Annotated in this window: 16 protein-coding genes; 9 read left to right on the plus strand and 7 right to left on the minus strand. The window is 56.2% G+C overall.

What is annotated here, in order from left to right; genetic code table 11:
* Positions 1-30: 30 nt before the first annotated feature.
* Together HEQ60_RS07320 and HEQ60_RS07325 are read right to left on the minus strand one after the other, a co-directional pair.
* Positions 31-795 (minus strand): PhoH family protein, encoded by a 765-nt coding sequence (locus HEQ60_RS07320; RefSeq protein ID WP_066132910.1) that lies wholly within the window; start codon positions 793-795, stop codon positions 31-33.
* Positions 796-1119: 324 nt separating this feature from the next.
* Complete coding sequence (locus HEQ60_RS07325) at positions 1120-2718, minus strand: beta (1-6) glucans synthase (protein WP_168071046.1); 1599 nt, start codon at positions 2716-2718, stop codon at positions 1120-1122.
* 201 nt (positions 2719-2919) lie between these two features.
* Between HEQ60_RS07325 and bioB the strand changes: the two genes are divergently transcribed.
* Positions 2920-3954: a biotin synthase BioB gene (gene bioB / locus HEQ60_RS07330; RefSeq protein ID WP_168071049.1), complete on the plus strand. Its 1035-nt coding sequence runs from the start codon at positions 2920-2922 to the stop codon at positions 3952-3954.
* A gap of 30 nt (positions 3955-3984) precedes the next feature.
* Here bioB and HEQ60_RS07335 read toward each other — a convergent pair whose 3' ends face one another.
* On the minus strand, positions 3985-5772 hold the full coding sequence (locus HEQ60_RS07335; RefSeq protein WP_168071052.1) for an SLC13 family permease: 1788 nt from the start codon (positions 5770-5772) through the stop codon (positions 3985-3987).
* A gap of 77 nt (positions 5773-5849) precedes the next feature.
* Positions 5850-6320, minus strand: a complete 471-nt coding sequence (locus HEQ60_RS07340) for a hypothetical protein (RefSeq protein WP_168071055.1) — start codon at positions 6318-6320, stop codon at positions 5850-5852.
* 191 nt (positions 6321-6511) lie between these two features.
* On the opposite strand from HEQ60_RS07340, the gene HEQ60_RS07345 reads away from it, so the two are divergent.
* From HEQ60_RS07345 to HEQ60_RS07370, 6 genes are all read left to right on the plus strand, one after another.
* Positions 6512-7690 carry an ExeA family protein gene (locus tag HEQ60_RS07345; protein WP_168071058.1) on the plus strand — a complete coding sequence of 393 codons (1179 nt, stop codon included), beginning with the start codon at positions 6512-6514 and terminating at the stop codon, positions 7688-7690.
* Positions 7690-9531 (plus strand): extracellular solute-binding protein, encoded by a 1842-nt coding sequence (locus HEQ60_RS07350; protein ID WP_168071061.1) that lies wholly within the window; start codon positions 7690-7692, stop codon positions 9529-9531. Before HEQ60_RS07345 ends, HEQ60_RS07350 begins: the two co-directional genes overlap by 1 nt.
* A 14-nt stretch (positions 9532-9545) precedes the next feature.
* The gene (yejB, locus tag HEQ60_RS07355) at positions 9546-10601 is read left to right on the plus strand and encodes a microcin C ABC transporter permease YejB (protein ID WP_168071063.1); all 1056 of its coding nucleotides are present in this window, start codon (positions 9546-9548) and stop codon (positions 10599-10601) included.
* Positions 10598-11641, plus strand: coding sequence for an ABC transporter permease (locus HEQ60_RS07360; protein ID WP_168071065.1), 1044 nt, complete (start codon positions 10598-10600; stop codon positions 11639-11641). The genes yejB and HEQ60_RS07360 overlap by 4 nt, the downstream gene beginning before the upstream one ends.
* Entirely contained in the window at positions 11638-13323 is a 1686-nt protein-coding gene (locus HEQ60_RS07365) for an ABC transporter ATP-binding protein (protein ID WP_168071068.1), read from the plus strand. Before HEQ60_RS07360 ends, HEQ60_RS07365 begins: the two co-directional genes overlap by 4 nt.
* Positions 13324-13429: 106 nt before the next feature.
* The gene (locus HEQ60_RS07370; protein WP_066132936.1) at positions 13430-13741 is read left to right on the plus strand and encodes a FliM/FliN family flagellar motor switch protein; all 312 of its coding nucleotides are present in this window, start codon (positions 13430-13432) and stop codon (positions 13739-13741) included.
* 41 nt (positions 13742-13782) lie between these two features.
* Here HEQ60_RS07370 and HEQ60_RS07375 read toward each other — a convergent pair whose 3' ends face one another.
* The 3 genes from HEQ60_RS07375 to HEQ60_RS07385 form a co-directional block, all read right to left on the minus strand.
* Positions 13783-14142, minus strand: a complete 360-nt coding sequence (locus HEQ60_RS07375) for a MarR family winged helix-turn-helix transcriptional regulator (RefSeq protein WP_066132937.1) — start codon at positions 14140-14142, stop codon at positions 13783-13785.
* Between the two features lie 172 nt (positions 14143-14314).
* Positions 14315-15688: a leucyl aminopeptidase family protein gene (locus HEQ60_RS07380; protein ID WP_168071070.1), complete on the minus strand. Its 1374-nt coding sequence runs from the start codon at positions 15686-15688 to the stop codon at positions 14315-14317.
* A 47-nt stretch (positions 15689-15735) separates the two neighbouring features.
* The gene (locus HEQ60_RS07385) at positions 15736-16800 is read right to left on the minus strand and encodes a TAXI family TRAP transporter solute-binding subunit (protein WP_168071072.1); all 1065 of its coding nucleotides are present in this window, start codon (positions 16798-16800) and stop codon (positions 15736-15738) included.
* 343 nt (positions 16801-17143) lie between these two features.
* On the opposite strand from HEQ60_RS07385, the gene rpmI reads away from it, so the two are divergent.
* Positions 17144-17338, plus strand: a complete 195-nt coding sequence (rpmI, locus tag HEQ60_RS07390; RefSeq protein WP_082811810.1) for a 50S ribosomal protein L35 — start codon at positions 17144-17146, stop codon at positions 17336-17338.
* Between the two features lie 37 nt (positions 17339-17375).
* Positions 17376-17732, plus strand: a complete 357-nt coding sequence (gene rplT / locus HEQ60_RS07395) for a 50S ribosomal protein L20 (protein WP_066132948.1) — start codon at positions 17376-17378, stop codon at positions 17730-17732.
* Positions 17733-17826 lie beyond the last annotated feature (94 nt).

The raw sequence follows: 17826 nt of genomic DNA on the forward strand, positions 1-17826 counted from the left end.
ATTATTGACCGCGCCAATAACTCCCCTGGATTATATCACCGTCAGCATGGAGGCTACCAATGGATGTCTTACAATATCGGATTCGCGTAACCTGATAACCGATACATCTTCAAGGCTTTCCAACCTGGAGGCAATATCTCGCAGCCCTGAAAGGCCCGGAAGAAGATCCGTCTGATCCGGATCGCCGGTCAGAACCATGGTTGAGTTCCAGCCCAGACGGGTCAGCATCATCTTGATCTGGCCGTAGGTGCAGTTTTGCGCCTCATCAATAACGATAAAGGAGTTATTCAGGGTGCGCCCCCGCATGTAGGCAACCGGCGCAATTTCTATCGTGCCATCTGCCAGCATTTGCCGCAGCTTCTTCGCGCCAAGACGATCGTTGAGGGCATCGTAAAGCGGGCGCAGATAGGGCGCCAGCTTGTCTTCCATGGCGCCAGGCAGAAACCCGAGACTTTCACCGGCCTCTACAGCCGGGCGGGATAAAATAATACGACCGACCGAACCACTCTCCAATGCTTCAACGGCTTTTGAAACCGCAATATATGTTTTTCCCGTTCCGGCCGGCCCCAGTGCAAGAACAAGATTCCGGGTCTCAACAGCATCCATAAGAAGCGACTGATTCTCGCTGTGGGGGCGAATCCGACGGATATAACTTCTGTCACGGCGCTGATCATCCACATCACGCCCACAAGACGGAGCGGTACCACCCAACGGATCCCAAACCATAGCCTCGGGCATCAAAGCCCGAACACGGGAGTTTTCGACCTGTGCAGAACGATGGGTGCGCTTGGCCATAGGCAGAACCTCTCCTGAAAGAGAAAAGGGAGACAGGCAGTGTCCTCGTGCCGGAGCAATGCCAACAAAAAAGCCCCGTCCAGAAAGTACGGGGCAAGACACGAGTGGAAGCAGGGACAAAAAAGAAGGCATCAGTACGGACTGGAAGGGTCCCTTCCGCCGACGAAGAAAACGCAGGCGGTAAACCCCACAAAACCGGCAGCAAAGTCACGCTGCAACGAAAGAGATGGTCCAAACCGGAGATCCTCCGACAGGGGCCGTGACACACTGAATGGTACTTCACAACGCCCGGCAACAACAGGAGCGATCAAGCAGAAAAAACTGTCAACCGGCCCTGTCTACCAGACCGGCAGCCCCGGAAGGCCTGTAAAATGAGGGTTTATGGCAATAAACAGCCCGGAAAATCGCCGGAGAAACCAAGGCAATAACCGTTGCTCCCCATACAAGAGCATCATCATTACGCCATGTCTCAACGGAGCACGCAAACAAGACGGCAGGGACGGTTGTCCCGGCCAACCAGACGTCTTCTGGCTTCCCGGGCAGTGCAAACAAGGCACGGGTGTCACGAATCCACAGCAGCACCAATGCCACAGCCACAATCAGAACCATACTGGCCGGAAAGTCCCGATAGCGTCCCCCAAATGCAAGACCAAAAGCGCTGGTGGCGGCAACAGCCAAGGTCATCCGGTACAAGAGACCATGCCATACATCCAGTCTGAGGTCCTTGCTCTGCAAAACAGACAGGAAAGCAACGGCAGAAACAACGGCCAGCAAACCAACGCCCCCATTCACTCCCCACTCCAGCCAAGAGCGGCTGGACAGCGCAGAATGACGAGCCAGAAGGGCAATAACTCCCCCCGCAGCCAGGGCCCCGACAACAGAGATGGCAAACCCGACACGATCGATACGTTTACTAACAATAATAATGGCCACGAAAATAAAAACACCGCTGCCCAGGGCCACCAAAACCCACCGCAGCCAATCCGGATCCTCAACAACCGGTCCCTTCAGCAGAATTTTCGGTTTTCCTCCGGTCTGCTGAAGCCCCCAGTACCCACCGACTGTTCCTTCCTGGTCCCGCTTCCACATCTGGTCAAAGGCCTCGATCAGGTTGACACGCCAGCCATTACTGTCTGCCATATCCAGAACGCCACGAATAAAGCGCGTGGCATTAACAAGGCCGGGCTCGGCACCCTCCCGCTGCCTTCCACGGGTTGGCCACCCTGTTTCGCCAATCAAGATATCTTGGCCAGTAAAAAGACGTCCCACGGACTCACGGACATCGCGCACATGCCGCAGGGCGGTATCAATATCAGCCGGCTCATCCTCCCAGTACGGCAGAATGTGCACCGTCACAAAATCAACTTCGTTTTTCAGAACCGCCGCATGCCTGGTCCAAAACTCCCACACATCGGCATAGGTCACAGGCTGGGACACACGGGACCGCACCTCGCGGAGAAACGCGACCATCCCTTCAGGAGCCTGCTCGCGCCGTAACAGGACTTCATTGCCAACAATCACAGCCCGAACCGTTTGCGGATGCGCATTGGCTATGGTCACAGCCCGCTCGATCTCGCTCCGGTTATCAACCGGGCTACCCCCAATCCAGATCCCGAGAAGAACATGCATACCCAGCTTCTCAGCCTCGGCAGCCAGCTGATCCAAGCCATTGGATGATGCATAGGTGCGCACACAAGAGGTCAAGGACTTAAGATGGGCCAGATCTTCGGCCAGACGTTCCCGGGTCACATGGAACATCTGGTCGAACGGACTCTCGCCATCGCGGAACGGGGCGTAGGAAACGCACGGAACCCGGCTCATGGAGGAATCCGGAACATCAACCGGTATACCGGGGCGGACAAGCACACCGGCAAGAACCAGAACAGCAATAACCAACCCCGCCAGAACGCGACCACGCCCCATGATTCTTGCACCCGGAAGACAGAAAGACAGACCATGCTTGGTAAACAAGTTTCACGCCCCGGAAAAGGAAAAATAACGCCACGCCCATTCCCGTTATTCCGTAGGCCTGACGCAGACACACGACAAAACGGCCGGGTTGCCGACAGAAAATTGGTGTGATACAGGCTTGCAGCCAATTATCCGGGTCCGGAGCATTTTGTCATGACCGTTACACCAATCCCTCTGCCAATGCCATCCTTGCCGGCACAGTTTCAGGGACGGGACTGGAGCATACCCAGAACAGACTGGACACGACACGATGTTGGAACCCTGTTTGACATGCCGTTCATTGATCTGGTCAGCTTGGCGCAGAGCGTACATCGCAGCTGGTTTGATCCCAATACGATCCAGCGATCGACCCTTGTCAACATAAAGACCGGGGCCTGCCCCGAGGACTGCAAGTACTGCTCCCAGTCAAGAACGGCCAAAGCCAAGCTGAAGGTTGAACCCTTGATGGGAGTTGAGGAGGTTCGTACCGCAGCCCGCAAGGCCCGCGAGAACGGCGCAACACGCCTGTGCATGGGGGCAGCCTGGCGCCAGCTTCGTGAACGGGATCTTCCAACCATTGTCGAGATGATTGGCGCGGTAAAAGAAGAAGGTCTGCAGACCTGCATGACCCTTGGCATGCTGAAACCGGAACTGGCCAATGCGTTGGCCGAGGCAGGTCTGGACTACTATAATCATAACGTCGATACTTCACCCGAATACTACAAAAGCATCATTTCGTCCCGTACCTACGAGAATCGTCTTGATACGCTGAAGGCCGTGCGGGAAGCCGGTATACGGGTTTGCTCCGGTGGGATTGTCGGTCTTGGAGAAAGCCGGGCTGATCGGGCCGGCATGCTGCATACGCTGGCAACGCTGGAAACACACCCCAACAGCGTGCCCATCAACATGCTGGTTGAAATCAAGGGAACTGCCTTGGCTGAAGAAGGAAAAGGGGGGAATGTCGACCCTCTGGAGTTTGTCCGCACCATCGCCGTTGCACGTATCCTGATGCCACGTTCGGTTGTTCGCCTCTCGGCAGGCCGCCATGCCATGGATGACAGCACACAGGCTCTTACCTTCATGGCTGGTGCCAACTCCATTTTCTACGGCGAAGAATTACTGACAACGGAAAATAGCCCAACCGCACGGGACAATGACCTGTTGACCCGACTGGGGATCACCCCCATGGCACAAAACCCCAATGACTGAGACCAAGAACCCGGGAATCTGAATCCCGGGTTAGAAGGGCCAGAAGAAGGGAATGATCAGAACCGAGACCAAGCCAATAATCGCGTTCAACGGGGCACCGATCTTCAGAAAATCGGTAAAACGATAACCGCCTGCCGTATAAACCATGGTGTTGGTCTGATAACCGATCGGCGTTGCAAAGCTTGCGGATGCCCCGAACATCACGGCAACGACAAGGGGCCGTGGGTCAATGCCGAGCTCAACACCCAGATTATAGGCAATCGGTGTCATCAGAACAGCCACCGCATTGTTGGTGATAATCTCGGTCATGAGTGATACAATGACGTATATAACAATCAGCAAGATCCATGGCGAATGCCCATGTAAATAAGGTGCCATTGCGCCAACAACCACCTTTATGGCTCCTGTCTTCTCCAACGTCAGACCAACAGCCAGCATCCCGAAAATAAGAACCAGTATGCGCCAGTCTACCGCTTGGTAGGCTTCATCCACATCAACACAGCGCGTCAAAAGAACAAGAGCCACCGCAATAAGGGCCAAAGCTGAAATCTCTGCCACACCAAGCGCAGACAGCGCAATGACAGCCAACATGATGAGGACAACAAAAGGCGCCTTGGTCCTGCGGAAAGGACGGTCCTTGGGTTCAGACAGGTTAATCAGCCCCTGATCAGTGGACAAACGCTCCAGATCCTCGGCAGACCCTTCCATCAGGACTGTGTCACCAACCTGAAGAACAACAGAATCAAGATCCCGGGATACATTTTCCCCGGCACGATGAACAGCCAGGGGATAAACCCCATAACGCCGACGAAGACGCAGATTGCCAACAGGATGCCCCGCCATTGGCGACCCCGGCCCAACCAGTCCCTCTGCAATGGTTGCCTGACGCGCAATCAGGGGCTCAAGCGCATGCGCACCGGGAAACTCAACCTTACTGTCCTCGCGCAGGGATATGACCTCACCAGCCCGCGTTTTCAGGATCACGCGATCTCCCGCCTCAAGAACCACGCGATCAAGGTCCCGACGCAGAGATTCCTCACCACGAACCACATCAATCAGGCGTCCATCCGCACGACGAAACAGATTGACCTCAACAGCAAGACTACCGATCAGCGGGGAGTCATAGGGAACAACAACCTCGGTAATGAAGCGCGGACCGGACCGGTTACCAACAAGCGTACTAAGGCTCTGCCGGTCAGGAAGAAGACGGGGAGCGACCAGAACAACATAAATCATACCGGCAATGGCCATCAGGACACCGGCACCACTGATCTCGAAGATCCCGAATGGCTCCATCCCAAGCCCCTGGGCCACACCATCCACCAGCAGGTTGGTTGATGTTCCGATCATGGTACAGGTGCCGCCCATGATCGTGGCGTAGGACAAGGGAATCAGAAACTTTGACGGCGACTGCTGAAGAGAAACCGCCAAACCGATCACAACCGGAATCATAACAATCACAACCGGCGTGTTGTTGACGAAGGCCGACATCAACATCGTACCTCCCATCAACAGGCTGATTGCTACGGTTGGTCGCGAACGGGCAATACGATGGATAACACCGCCAAAGGCTTCAATAGCACCGGTACGTACAAGGGCACCGGACAGGATAAACATGGCCGCAATAGTTGCCGGAGCACTGTTGGAAAAAACGGAAAAAACTTCCTTGATGTTCAGCAAATCAAGGATCAAGAGCAAAGCAACAGCCGCAACAGCAACAACGTCGGGCGGCCATTTCTCCCACACAAAGGCTGCAAGCAGAACCACCAGGAAGCCAAGAGCCACATAGGGAGCAAGGGCTTCAAACCCGTATAACATGCCCTTAAGCCCCCGACAGTCATGATACCCAGGGCAGGAATGCTATCAAAGAGTGAGCTGCTGGAGCAATAAAACTGTTAGCGCGAAGACCTGTCGGAAACAACAGGCCTTACCGCCATTGCAGAGCCATCGAGATCCTGGCCTGAATGGCTTGCTCCCTCACCCTGAGGCTTGGTAGCGACGGACACACAACAAGGGGAACGCGCAACAGCAACAACCATGATGGTTGCCGCCACCGCACCATAGTCCGCATTGTAAAACACCAGCGCCATCAGAGTCAGTGCCAAAGCAGGAACCATGACAACAGGACGCCGGAACCAGAGCGCCAACCCGGCCGCCGGGATCGACACGATACCCAGCACCTTGGTGTACATCAGGATGCCCAGACTGGACCGCAGGGAACACTGGAATGACACGGCGCCAAGAGCACAAGCGTGGGACATGGCCCCATCCTGCAACCAGAAATAACGCGCCGAAAGCAGCAAGATCAGGAGAAAAAAGAAAGCTAGGACAACAGGCATCCGGGCCGGATGTAACAATGCCTTCACAAGATCTTTCCACAACATGCGAAACCTGCCACTGTATCAATATAATACAAGCCGAACATGGACAAAACACTGATGCCAGCCCGGTCTCTTGCCACAGTTCAGGGACAAACCCGACAGCCCGGACGCGTGATACACGCGAGAAGGGTTATCGCGGTTTTACGCTGCCATGTCAAAAGACAAAGCAGGGCAGCATGAGCCTCATGCACCGGTTTGGCCTGTCCGGATCTCCCTTTCCTCTGTTCCCGGATCCACAGCGGTGGTTTCCCTTGCGATCGTCTGTAGCGACACTGGAACATCTGCAGGCCCGCTTGCATGACGGGGACAGGCTCCTGACCCTGACAGGGCCGGAAGGTATCGGCAAAAGCACACTGTGTGCCAAGCTGCTGCGTGAAATACCCTCACCCCTCTCGGCCCTCTGCATAACCATTCCCGGCGACAACAACAGCAAAAGCCTGGAACGCCTCCTTCTGGGCGCCCTGTCACACGGTGTACACCCGGAAGGCGAAGGCGAAGAACATGACATGATTATAAGGCTTCTGCTCGGCCGACGTCCTGGCCGGACACCGTGCTTGGTCATTATTGACGATGCCCATTATCTGCCATCCCGTGCCTTGCTGTTTCTGCACAGCCTTCTGGCTATGCACCGGGAAGGAGGCCCCATCCTGAGAGTTGTTTTGTGTGGTGCGGATGACCTCCTTCCACGATTGACCCACCCCCTCTTCCGCGCACTGTCCTCACTCCCGACACACTTTCTCAGCCTGCAGCCCATGAATGCAGGAGAAACCATTGCCTATATTGACCACCACCTGAACCTGGCTGTCTTGCCGGATCATCCACCGGCACGCCCTTTTTCTCCCGAAGCCCTGGGCATCCTGGTTGTGGACAGTCAGGGGCTACCCGGACGCGTCAACCAGCTGTGTGACAAAGCGTTGCATGCTGCGGCACAACGCGGCGATATTCTCGTCCGACCTGAAGATCTGGGATACCAATCCGCCTTCACATCCACCCATGTTCAGAAGAAACAGGTGGACATAACCCACGCCTCAATTGTTGCAGGATTTGGCGGTATGATTGCCGGAGCTTTAATCGCGGCACTCTTCACGGGAATAATCCCCGTGCTGGACAGCAACAGTGAGCTGGAACCAATAGTCTTGGACACAGATAGTGCCTCCCTGCTGACAGGGACCCGGGCACACCCGCCTCTGTCGATTGTACTGACCGAGAAACCAGATCCCACGGCACCACCGCCGCAGCTTGACAGTCATCAGGACGAGGCTGGATCCAGCACAGCCTGCCGCGATCAGAAAGGCCGCGGGTTATGGTCATCAACAGCTTGCTCCAACAACCCCGATTCAGCAGTGAAACCCTGATGTACGCAGCTATCTGTTCATGCCTGCTCCTGCTTGCCCTTGTTACCGGGATTGCCGCACCATCCGGTGCCACAGAGCACACAAGCGCCCGAAAGGCCTCCCCGACACATGCTCTTGCCATGCACGGGGATCCCAGGTATCCGGAACATTTCCGGCATTTTGACTACGTCAACCCGGATGCGCCAAAAGGCGGCATCCTGCGCATGACCCATTCCTATGCCTTCAACAGCCTGAACCCCTTCATCATGAAAGGAATAGCCGCACCGGGGCTTGCACCGCTTGGAAGCAGCTATCTCTACGCATCCCTTATGGTCCAGAGCAAGGATGAACCCTTTACTGAATACGGATATCTGGCAGAAAGCATCGAACTTCCCGACAATCGCAGCTGGGTTGCCTTCAACCTGCGGCCACAAGCCACGTTTCACGATGGGACACCCGTTCTGGCCGATGACGTGGTCTTCAGCTTCAATACCCTGCGCGAGAAGGGAAGGCCCTTGTATCGTTCCTACTGGGGCAACATAACACGTGTGGAAGCGACCGGACCAAGGCGTGTCCTGTTCACCTTTGATGGCACAAAGAACCGCGAGCTTCCCCTGATTCTGGGGCAACTTCCCGTCTTCTCCAGGGCAGACTGGGAGGGGCACGACTTTGAACGCAGCAGCCTGCGCATTCCGCTCGGGAACGGGCCCTATCGCATTGCCTCGGTTGAGAGCGGGCGACGCATTGTGTGGGAGCGTGTTGAGAACTGGTGGGGGAACAATGTCCCGGCACTGCGCGGCCACTATAACTTTGATACAATCCGGGTGGATATTTATCAGGATGACACGGTTGCCAAGGAAGCCCTGAAGGCTGGAAAAGTTGATATCCGTATTATTCGCAGTGCTCGGGAATGGGCGCGGGACTATCCGGAAACCGGGAAAGCAGACAGCCAACTGACCCGGATTGCTATCAAGAACCATAGCCCATCCGGTATGCAAGGTTTCGTCTTCAACACACGGCGCCCACCATTTGCTGATCCCAGGGTACGCGAAGCCCTGATCCAGGCCTTTGATTTCGAATGGACCAACGCCAACCTGTCTTTCGGACTGTACAAACGGACCCGAAGCTACTTTGGGAACTCCGACCTGGAAGCAACAGGGGAGCCGGGTCCGGAAGAACGAGTTCTACTGGAACCCTGGCGGAACCAGATTCCGGAACGTGTCTTTGGACCAGTCTGGGAACCTCCCCGCACAGACACCCCGGGTGGGCTGCGCGCCAATCTGAAGCGGGCCCTGACCCTGCTGGACGAGGCCGGGTACGGGGTGCATAACAACGTTATGGTATCCCGCGAAACCGGACAACCGCTGACCTTTGAAATTCTCCTTCACCATCCCGCCTGGGAGAGGGTAACGCGCCCCCTGCTCCAGAACCTGTCACGGCTGGGCATCCATGCCACCATGCGCACCATCGACCCTGCACAACACCTGACCAGACGAAACCAATATGATTACGACATGATTATTGATGCCTGGTTCCAGAGCCTGTCACCTGGCAACGAACAACATGATTTTTTTGGCAGTCACGGAGTGGACAATCCTGGAGGACGCAACTTGGCAGGAATAAGGAATCCGGCCGTCGATGCCATGATCGAGAAAATAGTACAGGCCGATACCCGCGCCGAGCTTGTAACCGCAAGCCGGGCCCTGGACCGGATTCTGCGCTGGAGCTTCCTGTGTATCCCACAATGGTACAGCGATGAAACGCGTTATGTAGCCACCCGGCAGATCCGGACACCCGAGATAAATGTCCTGCACCCCGTCACCGACCCGGATATTTTCTGGTACGTCCCGCAATCCCCCTGACGGAGCCAAGCACCATGGGATCCTATGTTCTGCGCCGTCTGCTGCTTATACCACTGACCCTGCTGGGAATCATGACGGTCAACTTCTTTGTCATCCAGACCGCACCCGGGGGGCCGGTCGAGCAGACGCTGCTGATGATGACCGAAGCAACCGGTGGCCTGGCCTCTGAATCCGGGGCGGGAGAAACAACCCTGTACCGCGGGAAACAGGGGCTGGACGATGAACACATTGAACACATCCGCAAGCAATTCGGCTTTGACCGCCCGCTCCACGAACGCTACCTGATGATGCTGGCTGACTATGCCCGTTTCGAGCTGGGTGAGAGCTTTTATCAGTCCAAACCGGTCACCGAGATGGTGATCGATGCTCTTCCGGTTTCGATTTCCCTTGGGGTGCTGTCGACCCTGATCATCTATATCATCTCCATTCCCCTGGGCATCCTGAAAGCCATTCGCAGCGGTAGCCGCCTTGATGGTATCAGCAGCTGGATTGTCGTTGTCGGTTATGCCGTTCCATCATTCATGTTTGCTATCCTGTTTATTATCTTTCTGGCCGGCGGCCGCTTTCTGGACTGGTTCCCAATGCGGGGGCTCGCTTCGGATGACTTTCATACATTGTCATGGGCAGGGCAGGTACTGGACTGGCTGTGGCATATGACCCTGCCGGTCACGGCCATGGTTATGGGCGGCTTTGCCAGTCTGACTCTTCTGACCCGCAACTCTTTTCTGGAAGAAATCAGCAAGCAGTACGTCATCACAGCCCGGGCCAAGGGCTTGACTGAACGGCGTGTTCTGTACGGGCATGTCTTCCGCAATGCCATGCTGATTGTGATCGCTGGTTTCCCGGCCACGCTGATTGCCATGTTCCTGACCGGGAGTATCCTGATCGAGAGCATTTTCTCGCTCAATGGCCTTGGTCTTCTCGGGTTTGAAGCTGTTGTCCGGCGCGACTACCCGGTTGTTTTTGGCACCCTGTATATTTTTGGCCTGATCGGCCTTGTCATGAATCTGGCCAGCGACATCGCCCTGCACTTGGTTGACCCACGAATTACATTCGAGTCTGCCCCATGAGCACCACCCATCAAACACCCTGGCAAAAACGACGGGACGCCTTCCGGGCACAACGGCGCAGCCTGTGGAGCCTGCGCATTCTGGGCATCCTGTTTCTGCTCAGTCTGTGTGCCGAATTCCTGGCCAATGACCGTCCGCTGCTGATTGTTTACGACGGCAAGCTCTACGTACCGGTTATCGCCGATTACCCTGAAACAACATTTGGTGGTTTCTTTCCCACCTACACGGACTATCACGACCCGGAGGTCGGGGCCCTGATCGATGCCAAAGGGTTTGCCCTGTGGCCTCCCCTGCGTTTTTCCTACAACACCATAGACACCCGTACGCATGAACCCCCACCGGTCCCCCCCAACGGACTTCACCCACTGGGTACCGATGGGCAGGGGCAGGATATTCTGGCCCAGATACTGTACGGTTTCCGCAGCTCCATGCTTTTCAGCCTGACCCTGACCACCCTGTCGGTTGGCATCGCCATTATGATCGGAGCCCTGCAGGGTTTCTATGGCGGTCACATTGATCTTTTCGGCCAGCGCGCCCTGGAAATATGGAGCGGGCTTCCGCAACTGTTCATCCTGATTATCCTGGCAAGCCTGATTGCTCCCTCATTCTGGAGCATCCTTCTGGCTCTGGCCCTGTTTTCCTGGACCAGTCTGGTCGGTCTGGTCCGGGCCGAGGTTCTGAAAGTGCGGGCACAGGACTACGTGCGTGCAGCGCGCGCCCTTGGAGCCGGCAATACCCGTATTCTATGGCGTCACATCCTGCCCAACGCCCTGACAGCATCCCTGACCATGGCTCCGTTCCTTCTGGCCGGCAGTATTGTGACACTTGCCGCACTGGATCTGATTGGTTACGGGCTTCCCTCGACATCAGCCTCTCTCGGAGCGCTGCTGAAGCAGGGAAAAGAGAGCCTGGATGCCCCTTGGGTTGGCATCAGCGGCTTTATCACCCTGGCTGGCTGTCTGACCATGCTGGTGTTTGTCGGGGAAGGCGTTCGCGATGCCCTTGATCCACGCCGGAATCCCGGACGGGGTGAAGCATGAGCACGCTGCAGAATACCCATCCAGACAGACAGCCGGTCCTGTCCATACGGGATCTCCATATTTGTACGCACGGACGGGACAACCCTGTTGACCTCGTCAGGGGACTATCACTGGACATCGCACACGGCGAGACCCTGGCCCTGGTCGGGGAATCCGGGTGCGGAAAGTCTATGACCGCCTTGTCGGTCCTGAATCTCCTGCCACCGGGTGTCCGGATCCGCTCCGGGTCAATCCACCTCAAGGGACAGGATCTTGCCGCAGCAAACGACGCAAGGCTACGCGCGATCCGCGGCAACCGGGTCGGCATGGTTTTCCAGGAACCGATGAACAGCCTGAATCCGCTGCATACCATCGGACGCCAGATTGCCGAGTCCCTGCATACCCACCAGACCATAAAGCGGAATGCACTCCGGTCTCGGGTTATCGAACTGCTGGACATGGTGGGACTGCCAAACCCGGCATCACGTCTGCGGGCTTTTCCGCACGAACTGTCAGGGGGACAGCGCCAAAGAGTCATGATCGCCATGGCACTGGCCAATACACCGGATCTTCTGATCGCCGATGAACCCACCACAGCACTGGATGTCACAATTCAGGCGCAGATCCTGTCTCTTCTGAAAGACATGCAGAAGCAGATGGGAATGGCGATCCTGTTTATCACGCATGATCTGGGAATTGTGCGGCGGATTGCCGATCGGGCTTGCGTCATGAAGGATGGCCAACTGGTCGAGGAACGTCCAACACCAGATCTGTTCTCCAGTCCACAGCACCCCTTCACCCGCCATCTTTTATCCTCTGGCCCATCCGGACACAAAGATCCAGTTGCTCCAGATGCACCGGTTGTCCTGGACGTACAGAACATACAGGTCCGCTTTCCGGTACGGCGCGGTCTTTTTGGCTTGGCCCGGTACTGGAACCCAGTCGTCAATGATGTTTCCCTGACCCTGCGTCAGGGACAGACCCTGGGGATTGTCGGTGAGTCCGGATCGGGGAAAACAACATTGGCCATGGCCATACTACGGCTGGTCAAGGCGCAGGGGCGCATCGTCTTCCTGGGTCATGCACTGGATGGACTACCAGAGAAAACCCTGCGTCCGTTCCGACGCTCGATGCAAATCGTGTTTCAGGATCCATGGGGATCACTCAGCCCTCGCATGACCGTACGCGATATCATAGGCGAAGGTCTTGATATTCACTGCCCCGGCAACAAACAGGATTGTGAGGCCGCCATTCAGGTCATCCTGGACGAGGTTGGCCTGACACCGGACCATGCAGACCGTTACCCCCATGAATTTTCCGGCGGGCAACGTCAAAGGATCGGCATTGCGCGTGCCTTGGTACTCAAACCCAGACTTCTGGTTCTGGATGAACCCACCAGCGCCCTGGACGTCTCTATCCAGGCACAGATTATCGCCCTTCTGCGTAATCTCCAGCAACGCCATCACCTTTCCTGCCTGTTCATAAGCCATGATTTACGGGTCGTTCGCGCCTTGGCAGACACCATTATGGTCATGAAGAACGGACAGGCAGTGGAATACGGCACAACCAGTACTGTGCTGAAAGATCCACAGCACCCCTATACGCAAACCCTTCTGGCGGCTGCTTTCCTCGATCAGACACCTGAATACGGAAAAAACGACATCCATTTTCCGGAACCTGACAATATTATAGGAGAGTCTTAACTTTCGCGGGCGATACTCGCATACTGTGCTGGATTGTATGGCAGGCCCTGTCAACCGGTACCGGTATTGACGGGCATGTCTGCTCACCTTGGCTGCGGAAAACCGGATGACCGAGCAGTTTCGCCTGAAAGATGACCCGACGCTGCAGACCGTGGGCGGTCTGCGCCCGATTACCAATGACGCTGCATTTACAGTGCAGGTAGAGATTTCGGTTATGCTGGGCAAGTCGATGCTGCGGGTGCACCAGCTGCTGAAACTGGGCCGCGGTGCCGTGGTCGAGCTGGATCAGAAGACCGATGAGCCGGTGGAAATTTATGCCAACGGCATACTGGTAGCCCGTGGCGAGGTGGTGATTACCGAAGGGGACAAGATCGGCGTGACCCTGACAGAGCTTGTCCACTCTGTCTACGCGACCTGACACACTGTCTGTAGAGAATCAACGGCAGAAATGCAGGGTGATCAAGCATTAAGCCCTTCTGCTTCCGTCGCCGCAGCGCCGATAATATCGCCGAACTCACTTAGAAACACCGACCCCTTGACCGTACGCAAAATAAGAACGCTGCGGCGGTCATGGTCGTCCATCTTGCGCTTGAGCAAGCCATAGTCAGCAAGCCGATCCACAGCCCTGGTAATGGCGGGCTTGGAAACATTCAGTTCTGCCGCAAGCCCCCGTACGGTATGAGGAGGAGGCGTCAGATAAACCGTCAGCAACAGGGCCATCTGGCGGGCAGACAAGTCCGGTGCCTCCCGCCGAACACTCTCGACAATCGCGCCGCGCCACAGATCAAGCGCTTCTACAGCTGAAATCTTGATATCCATTTCCCACCCGACGTTACCAAGAAACCCGACCCCATAGCCTTGTGTCTATTTTGCATGCAACGAGCACATCGGCCAACGCCCGAAAAAAGAACAGAAACATTCAGCATCCGGAACGACTGCCTTACCAAGGCCCAACAGAATGGAGAAAAAAGACAAACATAATTGCATGCAGCTAAACACGCTGCATAAAGCGGTCCTGCAGCACGGAAAAGATTGCTTTCAGCGTCATGGCTTCTCCACCAACCGGACGACCAGGACGCGCCTTCTGATTCCAGGCAAACAGGTCTATATGAGCCCACGGTGTGGAATCCGACACAAAAGACTGCAAAAACAGGGCTGCCGTAATGGCACCGGCCATCCCACCTTCCGGTGCATTGTCCAGATCGGCAATACGGCTCTCGATCATGGAGCGGTAACCATCCCACAACGGCATATGCCACAAGGGATCCTGCTCGCGCTGCCCCGCTGCAACAAGGTCAGCGACCAGCGTATCCTGGTTGGAAAAAAGCGCCGGAAGTTCCGGCCCTAGGGCAACACGTGCCGCACCGGTCAAGGTAGCAAAGTCAATCATCAGGTCCGGCGTCTCTCTGTCCCCTTCAGCAAGAGCATCAGCAAGGATCAGCCGGCCTTCCGCATCTGTATTGGATATTTCAACGGTCAGCCCTTTGCGGGTTCTTAGAATATCACCCGGACGCATGGCATTGCCTGCTACGGCATTGTCCACAGCCGGTACCAGAACCCTGAGTCGAACCGGCAACCGGGCATCCATCACCAAGCCGGCCAACGCCAGGGCATGAGCAGCTCCCCCCATATCCTTCTTCATCAGGCGCATGCCGGAAGAAGGCTTGAGATCAAGACCGCCCGTATCAAAGCACACCCCCTTGCCAACCAAGGTCAGCTTGGGCGCGGAGGGATCACCCCACCGTATGTCAATCAGACGCGGAGCACGCGGCGAGGCACGCCCAACCATATAAATGGCCGGATAGTTGCGATCTGACAGAGCCTCCCCCACAATAACCTCGAGAGCGGCCCCATAGCGTTGGGCAAGACCAAAGGCGGCTTCCTCCAGCTCGGACGGCCCCATATCTTCCGCCGGTGTATTAACGAGGTCACGAACCCACTCAATAGCCCCAACCCAGCGACCTACAGCCGCACGATCAACGCCTGCGGGCCAGACCATACGGGCAGCTACCCGCTCCTCCTGACGGCGATAGCGATCAAAACGATAAGCTCCCAAGGCCCATGCCAGACAGGACTGTACGGCATCATCTGGATCCCGCACACCATCAAGAGACCAGATTCCAGGCGGAAGAGCCAAAGGAAGATCAGACAGGGCCCACGGATCAAGGCCATCGCCAAGACCTACCAAGGCACCGGATACAGAGCCATCCCCGGACGGCAAGAGACACATCTCGCCCACTCCGGCAGTAAATCCCGATGCTGCGGCAAAAGGAGGGAGATCGTCCCCCGCCCGGACCAAACGAACCGAACGAACCACAGAAGTCGTGTCTATTTCTGTTGGACTGACAAAAACCGAAAGAGGCATTTTTATCCTGTCTGTTTAGCGTACTTCAAAAGCAACAAGACTCGCACTCAATCGCCTTTGCCCATGTCAGCGTAAGCCTTGCGGGCCCCATCATGAAGAGGAATACCAAGCCCATCCCGGGCCGTATCCGGGGACATAGAAGCTGCCCGCGGGTGCCCCTTGCTGTAAAGGATCAAATGATTTGGATGCCACATAGACCGGGTAATGGCCTCAACAAAATCTGCAGGCGTACGTGTGGTCGTAACCATAAGCGCGCCAACTGTAACCGTGTGTATCGGCTTTCCACTCATACCAGCATAAACATCTGCCGGTATTTCCCCTGTTGAAAAGAATGGATAACGTCCGACCAAGCGTTCCACAGCCGGTCCCTCAATTGGAACAAGGCGTGCGGATCCACTGTCCAGCAAGCGCACGATCAGCTGCGTCGGAGCCCCGGAAACAAAAAACATAGCGTCCAAGGAACCGGCGATAAGATCATCCGCATCCTCTCCGGGTTTTTTATAGATTGGCTTGATGTCACCCATACTGATCCCGAAGGCTTCAAGGATAATGTGAGAGCCCACCAAGGTACCAGATCCCTCTTCCCCGACACCGATGCGCTTGCCTTTCAGGCCAGCCACCGATGTTATGCCCGAATCCTTACGTACAGCCAGATGAACGGCTTCTGGATACAGACGGGCAATCGCCCTGAGTTCAGTGACAGCCCCCTTTCCCTTGTAAAGCCCGCTGCCACTCTGGGCCCAGAATGCAACATCCGCCTGCACAAGGGCAAAATCAAGGTCCCCGCGCGCCAATCCTTCCACATTTTCAACGGATCCATTTGTCGACTGCGCAACCGCAATCAGACCGGGGACCCCGCAACTCCCGCCTCGGTCGCAGGGGCGCGAGCCCGGTGGGTTGGATAGTGCGTTTGCAATCAATCCCCCAACAGGAAAGTATGTTCCACCGGTTGGACCCGTACCAATACGAACAAAACGGACATCTGCGCTTCCCTTGGCCTTGCTGTCAGACTCGCTGGCACAAGCAGGATAGGTCAAAGCCATGGCGCAAGCGAGAATCACACCAGCAACCGCCGGTCCCCGCCATCCGGAAAACGCAGACACAACAAACACGATCAACCTCCGGAAGGAAAAAACGACCGGGACCAAGCATCAGGGCGAGGAGACACCCTGAAAAAACAATGACGAAACAGATAGTAATACAAACATGAGCCCATCAAAACGGCCATAGACATTTTTGGTCCACCGGGACCAGAGAATTCCCGTAAAAGTAGCCCCTCTTTGAGGGATTGTCTTTCCCCTGACAATCCTGTATAGGGATCGGCTCTGTTTGCGAGCGGCGAGGCTGTGCATCGGGCTGCGTGGCAGCCAAGGTGCCGGGCATGCCCACCCGCAGCAACAGAAGCCCGGCCCACATGTGGAACCGGGCAGGACCAGAACTGTCAAGGACTGAAAAATGCCCAAGATGAAAACCAAAAGCGCTGTCAAGAAGCGCTTCCGCCTGACCGGTACCGGCAAAGTCCGTGCCAACGTTGCCTACAAGCGTCACATGCTGCGCAACAAGCCCCAGCAGATGAAGCGTCAGGCTCGCGGCACCATGATCCTGTGCGACAGTGACGCCCGGATCGTCAAGCTGTACATGCACGGCTGACGCCGTCATTCACCGTTCAGGATAAGGAAATCATACCATGTCTCGTGTGAAACGCGGCGTTACCTCCCATGCCCGTCACAAAAAAGTCCTGAAGCTCGCCAAGGGCTATCGGGGCCGCAACTCCACCAATTTCCGGATTGCGATTGAAAAGGTCGAAAAGGGCCTCCAGTACGCCTACCGTGATCGTCGCAACAAGAAGCGCGATTTCCGTGGCCTGTGGATCCAGCGCATCAACGCCGGTGTTCGTGAACTGGGTCTGACCTACTCCCGCTTTATCGATGGCCTGCACAAAGCTGGTATCGAGCTTGACCGCAAGGTTCTGGCTGATCTCGCCGTGAGAGAGCCGGAAGCCTTTGGCCAGCTGGTCGAAAAAGCCCGGGCTGCTCTTGGCTGATCAGGGGGCACCCATGGTGCCCTGACATGCCGGACAGTCGTCTGCCAGGTTCATACTGTGCAGACGGCTTTTCGGTGTAGTGCCTGAGAAGGGT

The organism is Haematospirillum sp. H1815 (genome assembly GCF_012102705.1).
Lineage (GTDB): Bacteria > Pseudomonadota > Alphaproteobacteria > Rhodospirillales > Rhodospirillaceae > Haematospirillum.

Excerpts from the sequence above, each read along its gene's own strand:
- HEQ60_RS07320 (WP_066132910.1), bottom strand. The coding sequence starts at position 795 with ATGGCCAAGCGCACCCATCGTTCTGCACAGGTCGAAAACTCCCGTGTT.
- HEQ60_RS07325 (WP_168071046.1), bottom strand. The coding sequence starts at position 2,718 with ATGGGGCGTGGTCGCGTTCTGGCGGGGTTGGTTATTGCTGTTCTGGTT.
- bioB (WP_168071049.1), top strand. The coding sequence starts at position 2,920 with ATGACCGTTACACCAATCCCTCTGCCAATGCCATCCTTGCCGGCACAG.
- HEQ60_RS07335 (WP_168071052.1), bottom strand. The coding sequence starts at position 5,772 with ATGTTATACGGGTTTGAAGCCCTTGCTCCCTATGTGGCTCTTGGCTTC.
- HEQ60_RS07345 (WP_168071058.1), top strand. The coding sequence starts at position 6,512 with ATGAGCCTCATGCACCGGTTTGGCCTGTCCGGATCTCCCTTTCCTCTG.
- HEQ60_RS07350 (WP_168071061.1), top strand. The coding sequence starts at position 7,690 with ATGTACGCAGCTATCTGTTCATGCCTGCTCCTGCTTGCCCTTGTTACC.
- yejB (WP_168071063.1), top strand. The coding sequence starts at position 9,546 with ATGGGATCCTATGTTCTGCGCCGTCTGCTGCTTATACCACTGACCCTG.
- HEQ60_RS07360 (WP_168071065.1), top strand. The coding sequence starts at position 10,598 with ATGAGCACCACCCATCAAACACCCTGGCAAAAACGACGGGACGCCTTC.
- HEQ60_RS07365 (WP_168071068.1), top strand. The coding sequence starts at position 11,638 with ATGAGCACGCTGCAGAATACCCATCCAGACAGACAGCCGGTCCTGTCC.
- HEQ60_RS07370 (WP_066132936.1), top strand. The coding sequence starts at position 13,430 with ATGACCGAGCAGTTTCGCCTGAAAGATGACCCGACGCTGCAGACCGTG.
- HEQ60_RS07375 (WP_066132937.1), bottom strand. The coding sequence starts at position 14,142 with ATGGATATCAAGATTTCAGCTGTAGAAGCGCTTGATCTGTGGCGCGGC.
- HEQ60_RS07380 (WP_168071070.1), bottom strand. The coding sequence starts at position 15,688 with ATGCCTCTTTCGGTTTTTGTCAGTCCAACAGAAATAGACACGACTTCT.
- rpmI (WP_082811810.1), top strand. The coding sequence starts at position 17,144 with ATGCCCAAGATGAAAACCAAAAGCGCTGTCAAGAAGCGCTTCCGCCTG.
- rplT (WP_066132948.1), top strand. The coding sequence starts at position 17,376 with ATGTCTCGTGTGAAACGCGGCGTTACCTCCCATGCCCGTCACAAAAAA.